Below are 17,286 nucleotides of genomic sequence, written 5' to 3'. Positions count from 1 at the left end.
CCCTCTTTATAAATCAAGGAGCAACATGAGCGTTTTCGCGAAGGCCTCGGCTTCCCGCTCAGTTCGTACCCTCGTTACCGGTGTCGCCCTCATCGGCGTGAGCGCCCTTTTGCTCACCGGCTGCAGCAACGGTGCTGCGACCACACCCACCGACGCGGCCACAACCACAGCGGCATCCGACTTCAAGCCGGTGGCTTCCGGAGCGCGCGACCTGTCCCTGAAGATCGGCACTATTCTTCCGCAGAGTGGTGGACTGGCCTTCCTCGGCCCGCCCGAAGAAGCCGGAGTGAAGCTCGCCGTGCAGGACGTCAACGCGGCCGGTCTCGGTATCAAGGTTGAAGCGATTTATCGCGACTCTGGCGACACGACGACCGACACCGCGACGACTTCGGTCACCGACCTGCTCTCGCAGAACGTGACAGCCATCGTCGGAGCGGCCTCATCTGGCGTCTCCAAGACCGTGATCGACCAGATCACCGGTGCTGGCGTTGTGCAGTTTTCCCCGGCCAACACCTCTGACGCGTTCACGACCTATGCCGACCAGGGTCTGTATTGGCGTACCGCACCCTCCGACGTGCTCCAGGGTGAAGTGCTCGGCACCCAGATCGCTGACGACGGCAACGCCACCCTTGGCCTGATCGTGCTCAACGACGCCTACGGGACCGGACTCGCCAAGTACGTTGGCGACGCGTTCACCAAGTCTGGCGGCAAGGTCGTCGCAACCGCACTGTTCAACGAGGGCGACCCGTCGTTCTCCGCGCAGATCGCCGAAGTCACCGCTGCGGCCCCCGACGCGATCGCTCTGATCACGTTCGACCAGGCCAAGGTCATCATTCCGGACCTCGTGGCCACCGGCTTCCCGGGAAAGCAGTTGTACTTCGTTGACGGCAATCTTTCCGACTACAGCGCAACCTTCGCTCCCGGTCTCGTCGAGGGCGCCAAGGGCACGCTGCCAGGCCTCGACACGGCATCGCTCGGCGACTTCACCGACCGCCTGCTGACGGTCGACCCGACGCTGACCGACTACAGCTACGCAGCCGAGTCTTATGACGCCGTCGTCCTGATCGCCTTGGCCGCCTATGCGGGCAACGACGTTTCGGGTACCTCGATCGCGAGCTACCTGCGTCAGGTCTCCGGCGGCACCGGCGACGGCACCAAGGCCACCGATTTCAAGTCCGCTGCTGCGGATCTGAAGGCCGGCAAGCAGGTCAACTATGACGGCTTCTCTGGTCCGATCACGTTCGATGAGAACGGCGACCCGACCGGCGCGACCATCGGCATCTACCAGTTCGGTGCCGACAACAAGTACAAGCGCATCAACTAGCTCCACCGCTCCCGCTCTACTGAGCGATCTGAAGGGCCCCGGCTTCGGCCGGGGCCCTTCTGCGTATACGTGAGCCGATCCTGAAGCGCGAGCCGTGGCATCCGTTCGCCGGCACACACACAGAAGCGGCGCCCGAGGTGATCTCGGACGCCGCTGGAGGCTCGTACAGGGGGTGAGAGCGCTAATCCTGCCCGAGGGTGCCGAGGTACAGGCCGATCACCTTGGGGTCGTTCAAAAGCTCACGTCCGGTGCCGGTGTAGGCATCGCGACCCTGATCGAGCACGTAGCCGCGGTCGCAGATTTGCAGGCAGCGGCGTGCGTTCTGCTCGACCATGATCGTGGTCACACCAGCCTTGTTGATCTCTTTGACGCGCAGGAACGCTTCGTCCTGGCGCACGGGGGAGAGGCCGGCGCTCGGCTCGTCCAGCAGCAGCACGTGTGGACCCATCATGAGCGCGCGGCTCATGGCGACCATCTGTCGTTCGCCGCCCGACAGCGAACCGGCGCGCTGCGACATCCGTTTACTGAGCTCCGGGAAGATCTCGGTGACGAACTCGAGCCGCTCGATCAGACCCTTGGGCTTCTGAAAGATGCCCATCTCGAGGTTCTCGCGAATGGTCAAGGTCGGAAAGACGTTGTTGTTCTGCGGCACGAAGCCGACGCCCTGGGCGACGAGCTTGTTGGCCTTGAGATTGGTGATGTTGTTGCCGCGCAGGAGGATCTCGCCGTCGCGCACTTTCACCAAGCCGAATATGGCTTTGAGTAGCGTCGACTTGCCTGCGCCGTTCGGGCCGATAATGCCGATCAGCTCGCCGTCGTAGGCGGTGAGGGAGCAGGCATTGAGAATATTCACTCCGGTGACGTAGCCGGCGGTGACGCTCTTGACCTCGACGACGGCGTCCCGGGTTTCGGTCGGTGCCGGCACGATTTGCGGATTAGCGTTCGTCATCGAGCAACTCCTTAATGGCTGAAACGTGCACGATCTCGGCATCGGGGTCTTCCCCAATGTCTTCGTCATGGTGCTGACCGAGATATGCGTCGATCACGGCCGGGTTCTTCATGACCTCGTGCGGGTCGCCCTCGGCGACCACCTTGCCCTCGGCCATTACGATCACCCAGTCGGCGATGTGGCGCACCATGTGCATGTCGTGTTCCACGAACAGAACGGACATGCCTTGCGCCTTGAGGTTGAGAATGTGGTCGAGCAGCGACTGGGTCAGTGCCGGGTTGACCCCGGCCATGGGTTCGTCGAGCATTACCAGGGTCGGATCGCTCATGAGCGCTCTGGCCATTTCGAGCAGCTTGCGCTGCCCGCCGGAGAGGCTCGCCGCGTAGTCGTCTTTCTTGGTATCAAGCTTGAACCGGGTGAGCAGATCGAGTGCTTTGGCGCGGTTCTCCTCTTCTTCATTGCGCCAGAGAAACGGCATCAATGCGCGGAACATGTTCTCGCCGGTCTGGCCCTTGGCACCGAGCAGCATATTGTCCATGACGGTGAGCAGACCGAGCGCCTTGGTCAACTGGAAGGTGCGAATCTGGCCCATGCGGGCCACTCGGTACGCCGGAACACCAGCGAGGGAGCGACCGTTGAAGGTCCACTTTCCGTCGTCGGGCTTGTCGAAACCGGTCAACAGGTTGAACAGGGTCGTCTTACCGGCGCCGTTCGGGCCGATCAGTGCTGTGATCGCGCCGCGCGGAACCTCGACGTGATCGACGTCGACCGCGGTGAGCCCCCCGAAGGTGCGCCGCACGTTGTCGACGACCAGAATCGGGTCGACCTTCGCACAGCCGGGTGCTGGTTCTCCGATGTGCAGGCCGGTCGCTTTGACCGGCTTTGTGATGGGAACGGGCGGCTCGAGGGGAGCGGCCGGAACAGCGTTATCGGACAAAAGCCAACTCCTTCTTATTGCCGAAGATACCTTGCGGTCTGAAGATGACTATTAACATGATCGCCACTCCCACCAGTACGAAGCGCAGCTGGCCGGCCTGAATGGACGTCATGAACGGCAACCAGCCTGCTTCGACGGCCCGAGCCATGAAACCCGAGAAGAACGACAGCAGCACCCAGAAGATCATTGAACCGATGATCGGGCCGAGCACCGTGGCGGCCCCGCCGAGCAGCAGAATCGCGTAGATGAAGAACGTCAGAGTCGTCTGATAATTCGACGGCACGACCGCTCGCGGCAGCGCGAAGATCATTCCAGCGATGGTACCGAACACACCACCGAGAATGAGCGACTGCATTTTGTAGGCATAGACGTTCTTGCCGAGGGCACGCACGGCGTCTTCGTCTTCGCGAATGCCCTTGATGACGCGGCCCCAGGGGCTGCGCATGATCTGCCAGACCAGCAGGGCCGCGATAATCACGATCGACCAGGCCACGATGCGCAGCCAGGTGTCGTAGGCGTTGTTCTCGAACGGCCCGAACCCATAGCTGCCATCAGCTAGCGGGTTGAGCGCCGCGAACTCGTTCTTGTACCCACTCAGGCCGTTGGCCGATCCGGTGACGGAGGCGAAAGTGTTCGTCGTGAACAACAGCCGCACAATCTCGGCGGCAGCGATCGTGACGATGGCGAGGTAGTCGGCGCGCAGTCGAAGCGTGGGAATACCCAAAATCAAGGCAAAGAGCACGGAAGCCCCCACGCCGACCAGAAAGGCTCCCCAGACGGGAAACCCGAAGGTCAAAATGGAGATGGCGTAGCCGTAGGCTCCGAGGGCCATGAACCCGGCCTGTCCGAAGTTCAGCAGGCCGGTGTAGCCGAAGTGCACGGCGAGCCCGAGGGCGGCGAGTGCGTAGGCGGCCGTGGTCGGGCTGATCAGCTCGACGGCGGCGTTATTGAAGATTGCTCCCCAGTCCATCGTGAACCCCTAACCAATTCTCTCTTTGCGACCCAAAATGCCTTGCGGTCGAAACAGCAGCACCAAGATCAAAACAACAAGGGCGCCGACCACTTTCAGGTCGGACGGGAGCCACAGCGTTGACAGTTCAACGAAGAGGCCGACAATGAGGGAGCCGACGAGGGCTCCGAACGCCGTGCCGAGACCGCCGAGGGTCACAGCGGCAAAGACCAGCAACAGCATCTGGAAGCCCATGTCCCAGCTGACGCCGGGGCGGAAGTAGGCCCAGAGAACGCCACTGAGTCCGGCGAGTGCGGCCCCGACCACCCAGACGATGCGGATGACATGGTCGACGTCGATGCCGCTCGCCGACGCCAAGCTGGGGTTGTCGGAGACGGCGCGGGTGGCCTTGCCGATGCGGGTTCGCAGCAGAAAGTAGGCCACGGCCAGCAGCACGACGATGCTGATACTCATGCTGGCGAGGTCGATCGGGGAGAGTGAGATCGCGCCGAACTTGAGGTCGGCCATGCCGGCACCCGGCAGCTGGCTGGTGCTGCCGCCGAAGAAGTACTGGTAGAGATAGCGCAGTGCGAGGGAGAGCCCGATGCTCACGATCATGAGCGGAATTACCGCCACGCCCTTGCGGCGCAACGGTTTCCAGATCACCGCATCGAGGCCGAACCCGAGAGCGCCGCTGAGCAGAATGGCAATCAGAATGGCGAGCCAGATCGGCAGGCCCAACTGCACCGAGAAGACCAAGGTCATCAACGCGCCAAACGTGATCATCTCCGCGTGGGCGAAGTTGCTCAGCCCGGTGGTTCCGAAGATCAGCGACACTCCGATCGCCGCGAGGGCCAGCAGTAGGCCAAAGTTGAGGCCGTTGACAAACCGGTTGACGAACTGGTCGAAGAAGCTGACAGTGTTGCGGGTGCCCTCACCGAGGAAAAAGTTCACCGAGCGGCGGTCGGTGAGTCCGAACTCCGCGTCGATGACATTGCCACCCTTGGCGACGATAACGCCCTTGGGCAGGGTTCCCTCATCGAGAGTTACCTTGTAGGTTCCCTTTTCGGGAACTCCGATGGCCCACTTACCCTCGGCGTCCGTCACGGTATCGGCCTGGTAGCCGTTGCCGTCAACGGCGATGGCCACCTTGTCGAGGGCCTTGCCGTTGAACTGCACGTTGCCGGAGATAGTGAAGTTGTATTCCGTACCGACCGCATCGGCCTGCGCGCTGCCTGCCGAGAATGTGGCCATGGTGAAGGCTGCTAGCAGCGTCACAAACAGGATGGCGAGCATCCTGGGTATGTATCTTTGAGCCGTATGTGTGGGGTGCACGGGACCTCCATGTTGGTGCCGACCGACGGGTAACCGGGCGGGCGCCGGGTGACTACTGCCAACTTCTCTGTTGAGAGTATTTGCCGATTATGTCCTATAAGTTTCGAAACACCGCACCGTGTTGACAATGGTGTGCGGAATGTGATGAACCCAAACACGCTTAACATTGGAGGACCGGTTGATTTTCGTGACTTTCCGGTTAATTTTCTGTTTTTCAGCTACAGGTAAGGGGTTTCATGGATCAGCCAGATCCGTTCGGATTCACCGGGCTCACCTACGACGACGTGCTGCTCCTGCCGGGGCACACCGACGTCATTCCGAGCGAGGCGGTCACCAAATCCCGCCTGACCCGGCGAATCGACGTGTCGCTGCCGCTGCTCTCCAGCGCCATGGACACCGTCACAGAGACGCGCATGGCGATCGCCATGGCCCGAGAGGGGGGCCTTGGCATTCTGCACCGCAACCTCTCGATCGGGGACCAGGCCGAGCAGGTCGACCTGGTCAAGCGCAGCGAATCCGGGATGATCACCAATCCGGTCACCACCTCGCCCGACGCCACCGTGGCCGAAGTCGACGCCCTGTGCGGCCAGTTCCGCGTCAGCGGGCTGCCCGTCATCGACGGTGACGGCATTCTGGTGGGCATCATCACCAACCGTGACATGCGCTTCGTGCCGTACGCCAAGAAGGCCCTCACCCGGGTGCGCGAGGTCATGACGACCTCGCCGCTGATCACCGGCAAGGTCGGCATGGCGCCCGAAGACGCCCTCGCCATCTTCGCCAAGCACAAGATTGAGAAGCTCCCGCTGATCGACGCCAACGGCAAGCTCACCGGCCTGATCACCGTGAAGGACTTCGACAAGAGCGAGGAATATCCCCTCGCCACCAAGGACGACGCCGGACGCCTGCGCGTCGGCGCGGCCATCGGCTTCTTCGGCGACGCCTGGCAGCGCGCGACCGCCCTGCTCGAATCGGGCGTTGACGTGCTCGTGGTCGACACCGCCAATGGCGACAGCGCCGGGGTGCTCGACATCATTCGTCGGCTGAAGGCCGACAAGGCCTTCGCCGACGTCGACGTGATCGGTGGAAACGTGGCCACCCGCTCCGGCGCCCAGGCTCTCATCGACGCGGGCGCCGACGCCATCAAGGTGGGCGTCGGCCCCGGCTCCATCTGCACCACCCGCATCGTGGCCGGTGTGGGCGTTCCGCAGATCACCGCCGTCTACCAGGCCTCCCTCGCCGCTCGCGAAACCGGTATTCCGGTCATCGCCGACGGTGGGCTGCAGTATTCCGGTGACATCGCCAAGGCCCTCGTGGCCGGCGCCGACACCGTCATGCTCGGCTCGCTGCTCGCCGGTTGCACGGAAAGCCCCGGCGAACTGGTGTTCGTCAACGGCAAGCAGTTCAAGACCTATCGCGGCATGGGTTCGCTCGGTGCCCTGCAGACCCGCGGTACGAAGACGTCGTATTCGAAGGACCGCTACTTTCAGAGCGACGTTCCGAGCGATGAGAAGCTCATTCCCGAGGGCATCGAGGGCCAGGTGCCGTTCCGCGGCCCCCTCGCAGCTGTGGCCTATCAGCTTGTCGGGGGCCTGCGTCAGTCCATGTTCTATGTGGGCGCCCGCACCATCGCTGAGCTCAAGCAGAAGGGCAAGTTCGTGCGCATCACGCCCGCCGGTTTGAAGGAGTCGCACCCGCACGACGTGCAGATCGTGGTCGAGGCCCCGAACTACCGCCGGTAGGGAGGGTCCGGCATCCGCTTGAAAAGAGGATGTCGGGGGTTCCCTCTAAACTGGAACCATGGAAATCGAGATTGGCCGTTCCAAGCGCGCTCGCCGCGTATATGCCTTCGACGACATCGCGGTGGTGCCGAGCCGGCGCACTCGCGACCCGGAGGACGTGTCGGTCGGCTGGACCATCGACGCCTACCAGTTCGCCATTCCCGTGCTCGCCGCCCCGATGGACTCCGTCGTCTCGCCGACCACAGCCATCATGATGGGCCAGCTCGGCGGCGTCGGCGTGCTCGACCTCGAAGGCCTGTGGACCCGGCACGAAAACCCGGAGCCGCTACTCGCCGAAATTCGCAGCCTGCCCGCCGATAAGGCGACCGCGCGCATGCAGGAGATGTACTCCGCTCCGATCCAGCCCGAGCTCGTCACCGCACGCCTCGCTGAGATTCGGGCGGGCGGCGTCACCGTGGCCGGCGCCCTTTCGCCCCAGCGCACCCAGGAACTCTACGAAACCGTCGTCGCCGCCGGTGTTGACCTGTTCGTGATTCGTGGCACGACAGTGTCGGCCGAGCACGTGTCGCAGAACCAGGAACCGCTCAACCTCAAGAAGTTCATCTACGAACTCGACGTTCCCGTCATCGTCGGCGGCGCGGCCACCTACACGGCTGCCCTGCACCTCATGCGCACCGGAGCCGCGGGTGTTCTGGTCGGTTTCGGTGGGGGAGCCGCGTCGACCACCCGCACGACCCTCGGTATCCACGCCCCGATGGCGACCGCGGTAGCGGATGTCGCCGGCGCGCGTCGCGACTACATGGACGAGTCCGGCGGGCGCTACGTGCACGTCATCGCCGACGGCGGCCTCGGGACCTCGGGCGACATCGTCAAGGCCGTCGCCTGTGGCGCCGACGCTGTCATGCTCGGCACCGCACTGGCCCGGGCAACGGATGCTCCCGGCGGCGGATTCCACTGGGGCGCCGAGGCTCACCACCCGCAACTGCCGCGCGGCAAGCGCGTGCAGGTGGGCACAGTGGCCCCGCTCGAGGAGATTCTCTACGGCCCGGCACCGGTGGCCGACGGCACCGCCAACCTCATCGGCGCGCTGCGTCGGTCGATGGCGACCACCGGCTACTCCGATCTCAAAGAATTTCAACGGGTTGAAGTGGTTGTCGCGCCGTACCGAGTGAACTAGCGTCGAAGATAGCGGAACTTTTCGTAAATAACCCTCAACACTGTTGTCGCAGCACGCCCTGACCTCTCGTCTTGAACATTGAGTCTGAACAGGAGTAGCAATGACGTCCCACAATTCGGTCACCCGATCCACAAAAATGGGGCCTGAGGAGCGGATCGCCGCTCTCGCCAAGCTCAAAGACAAGGAACTCGACATTCTCGTCGTCGGCGGCGGCATCGTCGGCGCCGGCGCAGCCCTTGATGCCGTCACGCGTGGTTTGAGCGTGGGCATTCTGGAAGCCCGGGACTGGGCGTCGGGCACGTCGAGCCGGTCATCCAAGCTCGTGCACGGCGGCATTCGCTATCTGGAGCAGCTCGACTTTCGTCTCGTTCGCGAAGCGCTCACCGAACGAGGACTGCTGCTGCAGCGCATCGCACCACACCTCGTGAAGCCGGTGCGGTTTCTGTACCCGCTCAAGAAACGCTTCACCGAACGTTTCTACATCGGGGCCGGCATGCTGCTCTACGACATCTTCTCCTACACCGGCGGTCGTCCGCCCGGAGTGCCGCACCACCGCCACCTGTCCAAGAGCCAGGTGCAGAAGCTCATCCCGAGCCTCGCCAATGACGCCCTGGTCGGCGGCATCACGTACTACGACGCCCAGGTCGATGACGCCCGCTACGTGTCGTCGCTCGTGCGCACCGCCTCGTTCTACGGAGCCCACGCGGCCAGCCGGGTGCGGGTCGAGGGCTTTATCAAGGTGGGGGAGCGCGTCGTCGGCGTGCGCGCCCACGACCTGCAGACCGACGAACACTTCGACGTGCGGGCCAAGCAGGTCGTGAACGCGACCGGCGTCTGGACCGACGACACTCAGCGCATGGTCGGCGAACGCGGCACCTTCAAGGTGCGGGCCTCGAAGGGCGTGCACCTCGTCGTGCCGCGCGACCGGTTCCAGAGCGCCATGGGACTGCTGCTGCGCACCGAGAAGAGCGTACTGTTCGTCATCCCGTGGGGCCGGCACTGGCTCATCGGAACGACCGACACCGATTGGCACCTCGACAAGGCGCACCCCGCTGCTACGGCGGCGGATATCGACTACATCCTCGAGCACATCAACGAGGTGCTGAGCGTTCCGCTCACCCGCGAAGACGTTGAGGGCGTCTACGCCGGGCTGCGTCCGCTGCTGGCCGGCGAGAGCGACCAGACCTCCAAGCTGTCCCGTGAGCACCTCGTCGGGCACTCCGTTCCCGGCCTCGTCGTCATCGCCGGCGGCAAGTGGACCACCTACCGCATTATGGCCAAGGACGCAGTGGATGCCGCGGCGTCGGCTCTCGACGGTCGCATTCCCGCGTCGGCGACCCAGGACATCCCCTTGCTGGGCGCCGAGGGTTATCAGGCCGCCTGGAACAAGCGCGGCAAGATCGCCAGGGCGTTCGGACTGCACACCGTGCGGGTCGAACACCTGCTCAACCGGTACGGCACCCTCACCGACGAGTTGCTCGACCTGATCAAGGCGAACCCGGCGCTCGCCGAGCCGCTGCCCGGCGCCGATGACTACATCGGTGCCGAGGTCGTCTACGCGGCGTCGCACGAGGGTGCCCTGCACCTCGAGGACGTGCTGGCGCGTCGCACCCGCATCTCGATCGAGGCCTGGGACCGCGGGGTGTCGGCCGCGCCGGTCGCCGCAGCTCTCATGGCTGACGTGCTCGGCTGGGACCAGGGGCGCATCGACCGGGAGGTCGGCTTCTATCTCACCCGGGTCGCCGCCGAGCGGGCCTCGCAGGAGGAGCCGAACGACGAATCCGCCGACCGGGTGCGCCTCGAGGCTCCCGACATCGTGGTCACGAACTAGCATCGCGCGCTCCCACATCGCTCATCGCGCCAGCTGCCGGTGGTAGCACCACCTGTAGCTGGCGCGCTCACCGCTACCGGGCGCGGCGCCGGCGCTAGCGGGATCGAGGGACGCCGATGCGCGTGAGGTAGGCGCCGAAGGCCGTGAGGTCGCGTGCGATCTGCCAGTCCCACCGCGAAACGGATGGCCCGCACGCGCGAATTCGATCTTCACGGCGCTTCTCGTCCATTACGACTTCGGCGGTCGTGCGGCCCCGGGTGTACGTGTCCTTGACGTATTTGCCGAGTCCGTCGAATTCGCCGACAGTATTGATGCTTCGCCAGAAGAAGTCGACAAAAGCGATGAACCCTGCGGCATCGCGCGAAGCGCACCTGCAACTCGGGAGCGGCGAACCCGAGCAGGAACATGTGCGCGCGGCTGATCGATTCCCCACCTGAATCGGACTGCGTTGACGCAAAGTCCCCGGCGCGGAGTGCGGCGGTTTTACCATAGCGCCGGCCGGACCTTTCGAGGGTGTCGAGGGCTGCCTGCAACGCGTCCCGTGTGGCCAGTGTCGTTCCCGAACTGCCCCCGGGAAACAACATGCGGGGCACGTGGATGGCCCGGTCCATCATCGCGACGGACTCCGGAAATGGCAGAATGCGGGCCATCGCGACAGCGGTCTCGGCCGCCGACGTGACCAGCAGGCCACCGCGCCTGACGGCCCCGGTAGACATTGCGCCCTGGTCGGTGGCACAGTGCCGCACGATACCGGGTTTGGAACGACCGCCGGATGCCTGTGGGACGGTGACATGGACATCCGTTGGCCAGTGTGACGGCCGGGGAAACCCCCAGATCACCGCCGCAGAGTGGTGGGAGAAAACTGGCGGATCTGCGCTGACCGCAGCGTAGGCGCGGATGCGAAAGAGGTAGCGCGCGTCGAGATCGAGTTGTTCCCAGTGCGCGGTGGGCAGGTAGACGCCCCGCCGCAGTCGCGTCACTCGGTGGTGGGTGAACTCTGTGCGGAGCGCCTCATGCAATCCGACCGTGGCAGCATCGGATGCGAGGATGAGCCCATCGGGTCGCAGGAGAGCCGCGATCAGGTAGTTCGATGCAGGTTCGGAGGGCGCCGTGGTTGCCATGACCCGAGAATGGCAGCAACTTTAGCGCTTAAGACGCGCGCCGGAGGATCTGTGCATAACTCACCCTCACTCATCACTCACCGCGCCATTTGCCGGTGGTCGCGCCACCTCTTACTGGCGCGGTCACCGGTAACGGGCGCGGTGACAAAAAGCTGAGCGCGCGCGGCGGAAAAAAGCGGCTCCGGTAGAATGAGGGCACTGCCCCTAAACCTCAGGAGTCATGACAATGGTTGATGTTCGGCGGGTCAAACTTCCCGGCGTGGGTGTGCTGCACACCTTCATCACGGATGACGGTGGCAAGGTCGGCGTCATCGCCCACCGTTCCGGCCACAGCGACCTCATTACCTTCGCTGACGACGAGGGCGGCCCCGACGCGAGCAAGGTCTCGCTTCGGCTCAACGAAGACGAGGCGCACACCCTCGCCGAGCTCCTCGGCGGCACCCAGATCACCGAGTCGCTCAGCGCCCTCGACCAGATTCCCGGCCTCAGCATCGACTGGTTCACCGTCGACTACGAAGACCACATCGCCGGCCAGGCGCTTGGCAACCCGGCCGATCGCGGTATCGCCGGACTCACCGTGGTGGCCGTCGTGCGCGGAGAATCCGCCAACCCGGCACCGGCCGCCGACTTCAAGGTCTTTCCCGGCGACACCCTCGTCGTCGCTGGCTCGCCGGAAAAGGTCGTCAAGGCCTTCGCGTTCTTCCGCACCGGTGAAGTGAAGGCGAAAACCGTCGACGCTCCACCCGGGGGGTAAGCGATGCACCTGGGCGAAGACCTTCTGGTTCTCGGCATCCTGCTCGTCGTCGCCTACATCCTTGGCCGCCTGGGCAAAATGATCGGGCTCCCCACCATCCCGATCTATATGATCGTGGGCGTTCTCGCGAGCCCGAACACCGACTTCTTCCCCCTCGACTTTCAATCCGCCGATATTGAGCTCATCGCCGTGTTCGGCCTGATCCTGCTGCTCTTCAGCCTCGGCCTCGAATTCGACCAGGAAGAATTCTTCGGCAACGCCAAGACTCTGATCATCTCCGGTGGATCCTGGGTGCTCATCAACATGGGCGCCGGCTTCATCTTCGGCCTGCTCGTGGGCTGGGGCCCCCGCGAAGCCCTCGTCATTGCTGGCATGACCGGAACCTCCTCGAGCGCCATCATTACCAAACTGCTCATCGAACTGCGCCGCCTGGCTAACAAAGAGACCCCGATGATCCTCGGCGTGACGGTCGTCGGCGACATCTTCATCGCCATCTACCTCTCCATCGTCTCGGTCGTGCTGAGCGGTGAAACCGAGATCTGGCCGATCGTGCTGCAGCTCTCCATCGCGTTCCTGTTTCTGGTGGCCATGTTCTCGCTCGCCCGCTGGGGCGGCCGCGTCGTCTCGCGCCTGATGCGCACCAAAGACGACGAACTGTTCACCATTTTGTTCTTCGGGCTCGTGGTGCTGTTCGCCGGCATCGGCGAGATCATCGGCGTGACGGATGCGATCGGCGCGTTCCTGATCGGCGTCGTGCTCGGCGCGAGCAGCTATCGCGCCAGAATCGAACGCGTCGCCGTGCCCCTCCGCGACATCTTCGCGGCATTCTTCTTTCTCAACTTCGGACTCGCCCTCGACGTAGCCCAGTTCGGGTCGGTGATCGGAGTCGTGCTGATCGCCATCGTGATGACCTTCGTACTCAGTCTGCTGTCTGGGGCGCTGCTGGCCTGGCTGCACAAGATGGGGCCACGCGAAGCACTGAACACCGCCGCGATCTTTGTCAACCGCGGCGAGTTCACGCTCATTTTGGCAACGCTGTCGGTGTCGGCCGGGCTGGATCCGCGGCTGCAACCGTTCGCCGGGCTCTACGTGTTATCGATGGCCATACTCGGCCCGCTGTTCGCGGCGAATTCCGAGAAGATCGGATCGGCGCTGCGTCGTCGGGTGCCGGCATCTGTTGCGCCGCGCGCACCGCGCAACCCCATGCTCGACGAAGAGATCGCGCTGGTCGAGGCGGCGACCGCCGCCCAGGCGGCCGATGCCGACGAGTTCACCCGCCATACGGCCAAACGCGACTCGGCTAATTCCCAACCGGCGGAAGATACGGTTGCCAGAGCGAAACGCTCGCATTCAGATGTAGATTCCATGGCTGATTTCGCGCTCGGTCAGCATTCCCCAGAACCCGACGACGCGGCCGACCGGCCGGCACGCAAACCCGGGCGAGAAACTCACACAGGTGACTATTCGTGATCAGAATGATGGTGCGCCCCCGCTGGGTCGCTGCACTGCTGCTTGCCCTCGGCGTTGCCGCGGCGTTCACCCTGCTCGGGCACTGGCAGCTCGAGCGCGCCATCGAATCCGGCGTGGTCGTGGAGCGCAGCACCGAACAGGTCAAGCCTCTCGCCGAGGTGGCGCAGCCCGACGGGGGAGTGACGCAGATCGCGACCGGCCAAATGGTCAGCACCGAAGGCACCTGGGTGCCCGGTGACGACACGCTCATCTCGACACGCTTCAACGGCGGCGTCGAAGGGTTCTGGGTGGTCAGCCATTTTCAAACGGATGCTGCCGCCAGTATCGCCGTCGCGCGCGGCTGGGCCCCCGATAAGGTCAGCGCCCAGGCTGTCATCGATGCGCTGCAAACCGAACCGGAAAACACCCCGGTTACCCTGACCGGGCGCTTCCTCACCGGCGAGGCACCCGAGCTGCCCGACCCGCAGGGTGACTCAATGGAACTGACCAAGGTGGCGCCATCCGCTTTGATCAATTTGTGGGCTGATTTCACCGACGAGTCCGTGTATTCCGCGTATATCGTCGCCGCCGAAGCCCCGGGAGGACTCGACAAAATCGACTCCCCGGTGCCCGAAGTCGATCAGTCGCTCAACTGGCTGAACATCTTCTATGCCATCGAGTGGGTCGTCTTCGCCGGATTCGCCGTGTTCCTCTGGTATCGCCTGGTGCGCGACGCGCTGGAGCGCGAGCAGGAAGAGGCCGAGCTCGAATTGGTCTCTGCAAGCACTCCCAGCGCTGGCGCATAGAATTACCCCATGCCACTTGATCCCAAGCCCGCCGATATTTCCCGAATCCCCGGTGCGCTTCGGCTCTACCAGGTGTCGTCCATCATCACCGGTGTCTTTCTGCTGCTGCTCTGCGCCGAGGTCTATGCCAAGTTCATTCTCGGTTACGAACTCGAAATGAACGGCGCCGATGGCTTTCTCGCCTTCGTGCCGCGCGACACGGTCGCCGCAATCAACCTGAGCACGATCATCCTGATCGTGCACGGCTGGTTCTACGTGCTCTACCTGTTCGCCGACTTCCGGCTGTGGAGTCTCATGCGCTGGCCGTTCCCGCTCTTCGTGCTGATTGCGCTCGGCGGCATCATCCCCACGCTCTCGTTCTTCCTGGAAGGCCCCATGACCCGCCGCGTCAAACGTTCCCTCGAGCAGCTCGAAGCGAAAAAGGCCGCCGAGGTGCGTTCGTGAGTGTCGTCGACACAGCATCAGCGGATCCCTCACGCGCCGATTCAGCTGCGGTCGCCGACTCAGGCCTCGATCGCCCCGTTCTGGTGGTCGATTTCGGTGCGCAGTACGCGCAGCTGATCGCGAGGCGCGTGCGGGAGGCATCCGTTTATTCGGAAATCGTGCCGCACACGATTACCGCCGCCGAAGTTCTCGCCAAGAACCCGCGCGGAATCGTTCTCAGCGGCGGCCCGTCGAGCGTGTACGCCGATGGTGCGCCCGCGTTCGACGCCGCGATCTTCGAGCTCGGCGTGCCCGTACTCGGCATTTGCTACGGCTTCCAGGTGATGGCGACCGCTCTCGGCGGCACCGTCGCCCACACCGGTGCCCGCGAATACGGCTCGACCCCGGTCACCGTGAGCAACGGCGACAACGTGCTGCTGGCAAACCAGCCGGGCAACCAGACCGTGTGGATGAGCCACGGCGACTCGGTTGCCACGGCGCCGGAGGGCTTCACCGTGCTGGCCTCCTCGGTCTCGACCCCGGTCGCCGCGTTCGCCAACGACGCCAAGCGCCTCTACGGCGTGCAGTGGCACCCCGAGGTCAAGCACTCCGAAAACGGGCAGCACGTGCTCGAGAACTTTCTGCACCGCGCCGCCGGCATCAACCCCGACTGGAACAGCGGCAACGTCATCGCCGAGCAGGTCGCGAAGATTCGCGCCCAGGTCGGCACCGGCAAGGTCATCTGCGGCCTGTCCGGCGGAGTCGACTCCGCCGTCGCCGCCGCCCTCGTGCACAAAGCGATCGGCGACCAGCTGGTCTGCGTGTTCGTCGACCACGGCCTGCTGCGCCAGGACGAGCGCCGCCAGGTTGAGGAAGACTACGTCAAGGCCACGGGCATCCGCCTGGTCACCGTGGACGTGCGTGAGCAGTTCCTCGTGGCCCTCGAAGGTGTGAGCGACCCTGAGACCAAGCGCAAGATCATCGGCCGCGAATTCATTCGCACCTTCGAGCAGGCCCAGGCCGAACTCATCGAAGAAGCCAAGGAAATCGACGGCGACCCGATCCGGTTCCTCGTGCAGGGCACGCTCTACCCCGACGTCGTCGAATCCGGCGGCGGCAGTGGCACCGCCAACATCAAGAGCCACCACAACGTGGGCGGCCTGCCCGACGACCTCAAGTTCGAACTGGTCGAACCGCTGCGCACCCTGTTCAAAGACGAAGTGCGCGCGATCGGCGCCGAGCTTGGACTGCCGGCCGAAATCGTGCAGCGCCAGCCGTTTCCCGGCCCCGGCCTGGGAATTCGCATCGTCGGCTCGATCACCCAGGAACGCCTCGACCTGCTGCGTCAAGCGGATGCGATCGTTCGCTTCGAACTGACCGCCGCCGGCCTCGACCGCGAGATCTGGCAGTGCCCGGTCGTGCTGCTGGCCGATGTGCGCTCGGTGGGCGTGCAGGGCGACGGCCGCACCTACGGTCACCCGATCGTGTTGCGCCCGGTGTCTTCAGAGGATGCCATGACCGCCGACTGGACTCGCCTGCCCTACGACCTGCTCGCCAAGATTTCGAACCGCATCACCAACGAGGTCGACGGCGTGAACCGCGTCGTGCTCGACGTGACGAGCAAGCCGCCGGGAACCATCGAGTGGGAGTGATCGCGCAGTAAAAAGGGCCGGCTCGCGAGAGTCGGCCCTTTTTGTGTGCCCGGCGCCGGCATCCGCTCGTGGTCGCGCCCGAAACGGGTGCGCTCATACTCCTTCCACCGCGATGCGGTTGCCTTGGCAGAGCGGCGCGCAGTACAGTCGAATCATGTTCCGCTCCTGATTGTTCCGCGCTCTCGTGCATTCCGCGCGATTGAGCACCGAATTTTTCAACGATCAGGGACACGATGCTACAGATACGGGACTACCGCACTTCCGACGAACGAAGCTGGCTCACCTGCCGCTTGCTGAGTTTTTTTGACACCGATTACTATGACGACGTCAAAATTTGCAAGACAACATTTGCGAGTGATCGTGTGGAATTAGTTGCCTGCAGGGGCGACGTCGTCGTTGGACTGATCGACGTCGAGATCGACGGCGACACCGCGACGATCGACTCAATAGCCGTGCATCCGGATGCTCAACGCCACGGAATCGCCTCAAAGCTCCTGCGGCATGCCGTACAGCGGCTGCCGGAGCGAGTCACGTCGCTCGATGCCTGGACGCGAGAAACCGCGAGTGCAAACGACTGGTACACCTCGGCAGGATTCGCGGAGAACTATCGCTACCTGCACGTCTACAAGGAGTCAGCGAGCGGGGACGACGGATTTGAGTCTCCCGCTGGACTGTCCACACCCGTGCACGCCTTCATGCACGCGCGCTTCGAACTCGAGGATGAGCTTCGTCAGCGCTACTCCCGTGTATACGTCTGCCGCCAATATCTCTTGCGACTGCGGGCGCCAAGCCCCCGTTACCTTGTAGGTAGCCCTTGAAGCTTTGCTTCTGAAGGGTGTT

At 64.0% G+C, this 17,286-nt stretch carries 15 protein-coding genes; 10 read left to right on the top strand and 5 right to left on the bottom strand.

From position 1 onward, the window contains the following. The first annotated feature begins 25 nt into the window (after positions 1-25). Positions 26-1,324, top strand: coding sequence for an ABC transporter substrate-binding protein (locus tag E3T35_RS11530; protein WP_134345315.1), 1,299 nt, complete (start codon positions 26-28; stop codon positions 1,322-1,324). Positions 1,325-1,505: 181 nt separating this feature from the next. Here the strand turns inward: E3T35_RS11530 and E3T35_RS11525 are convergent, their stop codons facing one another. From E3T35_RS11525 to E3T35_RS11510, 4 genes are read right to left on the bottom strand one after another with little or no spacing between them, the layout of a single operon-like run. Next, complete coding sequence (locus E3T35_RS11525; protein ID WP_174774958.1) at positions 1,506-2,273, bottom strand: ABC transporter ATP-binding protein; 768 nt, start codon at positions 2,271-2,273, stop codon at positions 1,506-1,508. After that, positions 2,260-3,162, bottom strand: coding sequence for an ABC transporter ATP-binding protein (locus E3T35_RS11520; protein WP_241987758.1), 903 nt, complete (start codon positions 3,160-3,162; stop codon positions 2,260-2,262). Before E3T35_RS11520 ends, E3T35_RS11525 begins: the two co-directional genes overlap by 14 nt. Before the next feature lie 37 nt (positions 3,163-3,199). Continuing rightward, complete coding sequence (locus tag E3T35_RS11515) at positions 3,200-4,180, bottom strand: branched-chain amino acid ABC transporter permease (RefSeq protein ID WP_104089515.1); 981 nt, start codon at positions 4,178-4,180, stop codon at positions 3,200-3,202. A gap of 9 nt (positions 4,181-4,189) precedes the next feature. Next, positions 4,190-5,455: a branched-chain amino acid ABC transporter permease gene (locus E3T35_RS11510; RefSeq protein WP_134379185.1), complete on the bottom strand. Its 1,266-nt coding sequence runs from the start codon at positions 5,453-5,455 to the stop codon at positions 4,190-4,192. 275 nt (positions 5,456-5,730) lie between these two features. Between E3T35_RS11510 and guaB the strand changes: the two genes are divergently transcribed. The 3 genes from guaB to E3T35_RS11495 all read left to right on the top strand — a co-directional run bounded on the left by guaB (position 5,731) and on the right by E3T35_RS11495 (position 10,241). Further along, positions 5,731-7,233, top strand: a complete 1,503-nt coding sequence (guaB, locus tag E3T35_RS11505) for an IMP dehydrogenase (RefSeq protein WP_134345312.1) — start codon at positions 5,731-5,733, stop codon at positions 7,231-7,233. A gap of 58 nt (positions 7,234-7,291) precedes the next feature. Next, positions 7,292-8,410, top strand: coding sequence for a GuaB3 family IMP dehydrogenase-related protein (locus E3T35_RS11500; RefSeq protein WP_134345311.1), 1,119 nt, complete (start codon positions 7,292-7,294; stop codon positions 8,408-8,410). A gap of 100 nt (positions 8,411-8,510) precedes the next feature. After that, on the top strand, positions 8,511-10,241 hold the full coding sequence (locus tag E3T35_RS11495) for a glycerol-3-phosphate dehydrogenase/oxidase (protein ID WP_104089516.1): 1,731 nt from the start codon (positions 8,511-8,513) through the stop codon (positions 10,239-10,241). Positions 10,242-10,450: 209 nt separating this feature from the next. Here the strand turns inward: E3T35_RS11495 and E3T35_RS11490 are convergent, their stop codons facing one another. Further along, positions 10,451-11,362, bottom strand: a complete 912-nt coding sequence (locus tag E3T35_RS11490; protein ID WP_134379183.1) for a hypothetical protein — start codon at positions 11,360-11,362, stop codon at positions 10,451-10,453. 220 nt (positions 11,363-11,582) lie between these two features. Here E3T35_RS11490 and E3T35_RS11485 point away from each other — a divergent pair, with 220 nt between their 5' ends. The 6 genes from E3T35_RS11485 (at position 11,583) to E3T35_RS11460 (ending at position 17,264) form a co-directional block, all read left to right on the top strand. Further along, positions 11,583-12,116: a cation:proton antiporter regulatory subunit gene (locus E3T35_RS11485; protein ID WP_233193339.1), complete on the top strand. Its 534-nt coding sequence runs from the start codon at positions 11,583-11,585 to the stop codon at positions 12,114-12,116. Positions 12,117-12,119: 3 nt separating this feature from the next. After that, complete coding sequence (locus E3T35_RS11480; protein WP_134379181.1) at positions 12,120-13,586, top strand: cation:proton antiporter; 1,467 nt, start codon at positions 12,120-12,122, stop codon at positions 13,584-13,586. Positions 13,587-13,591: 5 nt separating this feature from the next. Beyond that, entirely contained in the window at positions 13,592-14,371 is a 780-nt protein-coding gene (locus E3T35_RS11475; RefSeq protein ID WP_241988831.1) for an SURF1 family protein, read from the top strand. Positions 14,372-14,380: 9 nt separating this feature from the next. Further along, complete coding sequence (locus tag E3T35_RS11470; protein WP_092339358.1) at positions 14,381-14,815, top strand: DUF3817 domain-containing protein; 435 nt, start codon at positions 14,381-14,383, stop codon at positions 14,813-14,815. An 83-nt stretch (positions 14,816-14,898) separates the two neighbouring features. After that, on the top strand, positions 14,899-16,446 hold the full coding sequence (gene guaA / locus E3T35_RS11465) for a glutamine-hydrolyzing GMP synthase (RefSeq protein WP_241983034.1): 1,548 nt from the start codon (positions 14,899-14,901) through the stop codon (positions 16,444-16,446). Between the two features lie 233 nt (positions 16,447-16,679). Beyond that, a complete protein-coding gene (locus tag E3T35_RS11460) occupies positions 16,680-17,264 on the top strand; it encodes a GNAT family N-acetyltransferase (RefSeq protein ID WP_134379177.1) in 585 nt (194 codons plus the stop codon). Positions 17,265-17,286: the final 22 nt, after the last annotated feature.

Source organism: Cryobacterium sp. TMT1-2-2, assembly GCF_004403505.1.
GTDB lineage: Bacteria > Actinomycetota > Actinomycetes > Actinomycetales > Microbacteriaceae > Cryobacterium > Cryobacterium flavum.
Note: the sequence above shows the minus strand (reverse complement) of the source record. Positions and strands in the feature narration are given on the sequence as shown.

Bases quoted from the DNA above. Each gene is read 5' to 3' on its own strand.
- E3T35_RS11490 (WP_134379183.1), bottom strand. From the start codon at position 11,362: ATGGCAACCACGGCGCCCTCCGAACCTGCATCGAACTACCTGATCGCG.
- E3T35_RS11525 (WP_174774958.1), bottom strand. From the start codon at position 2,273: ATGACGAACGCTAATCCGCAAATCGTGCCGGCACCGACCGAAACCCGG.
- E3T35_RS11475 (WP_241988831.1), top strand. From the start codon at position 13,592: ATGATGGTGCGCCCCCGCTGGGTCGCTGCACTGCTGCTTGCCCTCGGC.
- guaB (WP_134345312.1), top strand. From the start codon at position 5,731: ATGGATCAGCCAGATCCGTTCGGATTCACCGGGCTCACCTACGACGAC.
- E3T35_RS11480 (WP_134379181.1), top strand. From the start codon at position 12,120: ATGCACCTGGGCGAAGACCTTCTGGTTCTCGGCATCCTGCTCGTCGTC.
- E3T35_RS11495 (WP_104089516.1), top strand. From the start codon at position 8,511: ATGACGTCCCACAATTCGGTCACCCGATCCACAAAAATGGGGCCTGAG.
- E3T35_RS11530 (WP_134345315.1), top strand. From the start codon at position 26: ATGAGCGTTTTCGCGAAGGCCTCGGCTTCCCGCTCAGTTCGTACCCTC.
- E3T35_RS11515 (WP_104089515.1), bottom strand. From the start codon at position 4,180: ATGGACTGGGGAGCAATCTTCAATAACGCCGCCGTCGAGCTGATCAGC.
- E3T35_RS11485 (WP_233193339.1), top strand. From the start codon at position 11,583: ATGACAATGGTTGATGTTCGGCGGGTCAAACTTCCCGGCGTGGGTGTG.
- E3T35_RS11500 (WP_134345311.1), top strand. From the start codon at position 7,292: ATGGAAATCGAGATTGGCCGTTCCAAGCGCGCTCGCCGCGTATATGCC.
- E3T35_RS11460 (WP_134379177.1), top strand. From the start codon at position 16,680: ATGCTACAGATACGGGACTACCGCACTTCCGACGAACGAAGCTGGCTC.
- E3T35_RS11510 (WP_134379185.1), bottom strand. From the start codon at position 5,455: ATGCTCGCCATCCTGTTTGTGACGCTGCTAGCAGCCTTCACCATGGCC.
- E3T35_RS11470 (WP_092339358.1), top strand. From the start codon at position 14,381: ATGCCACTTGATCCCAAGCCCGCCGATATTTCCCGAATCCCCGGTGCG.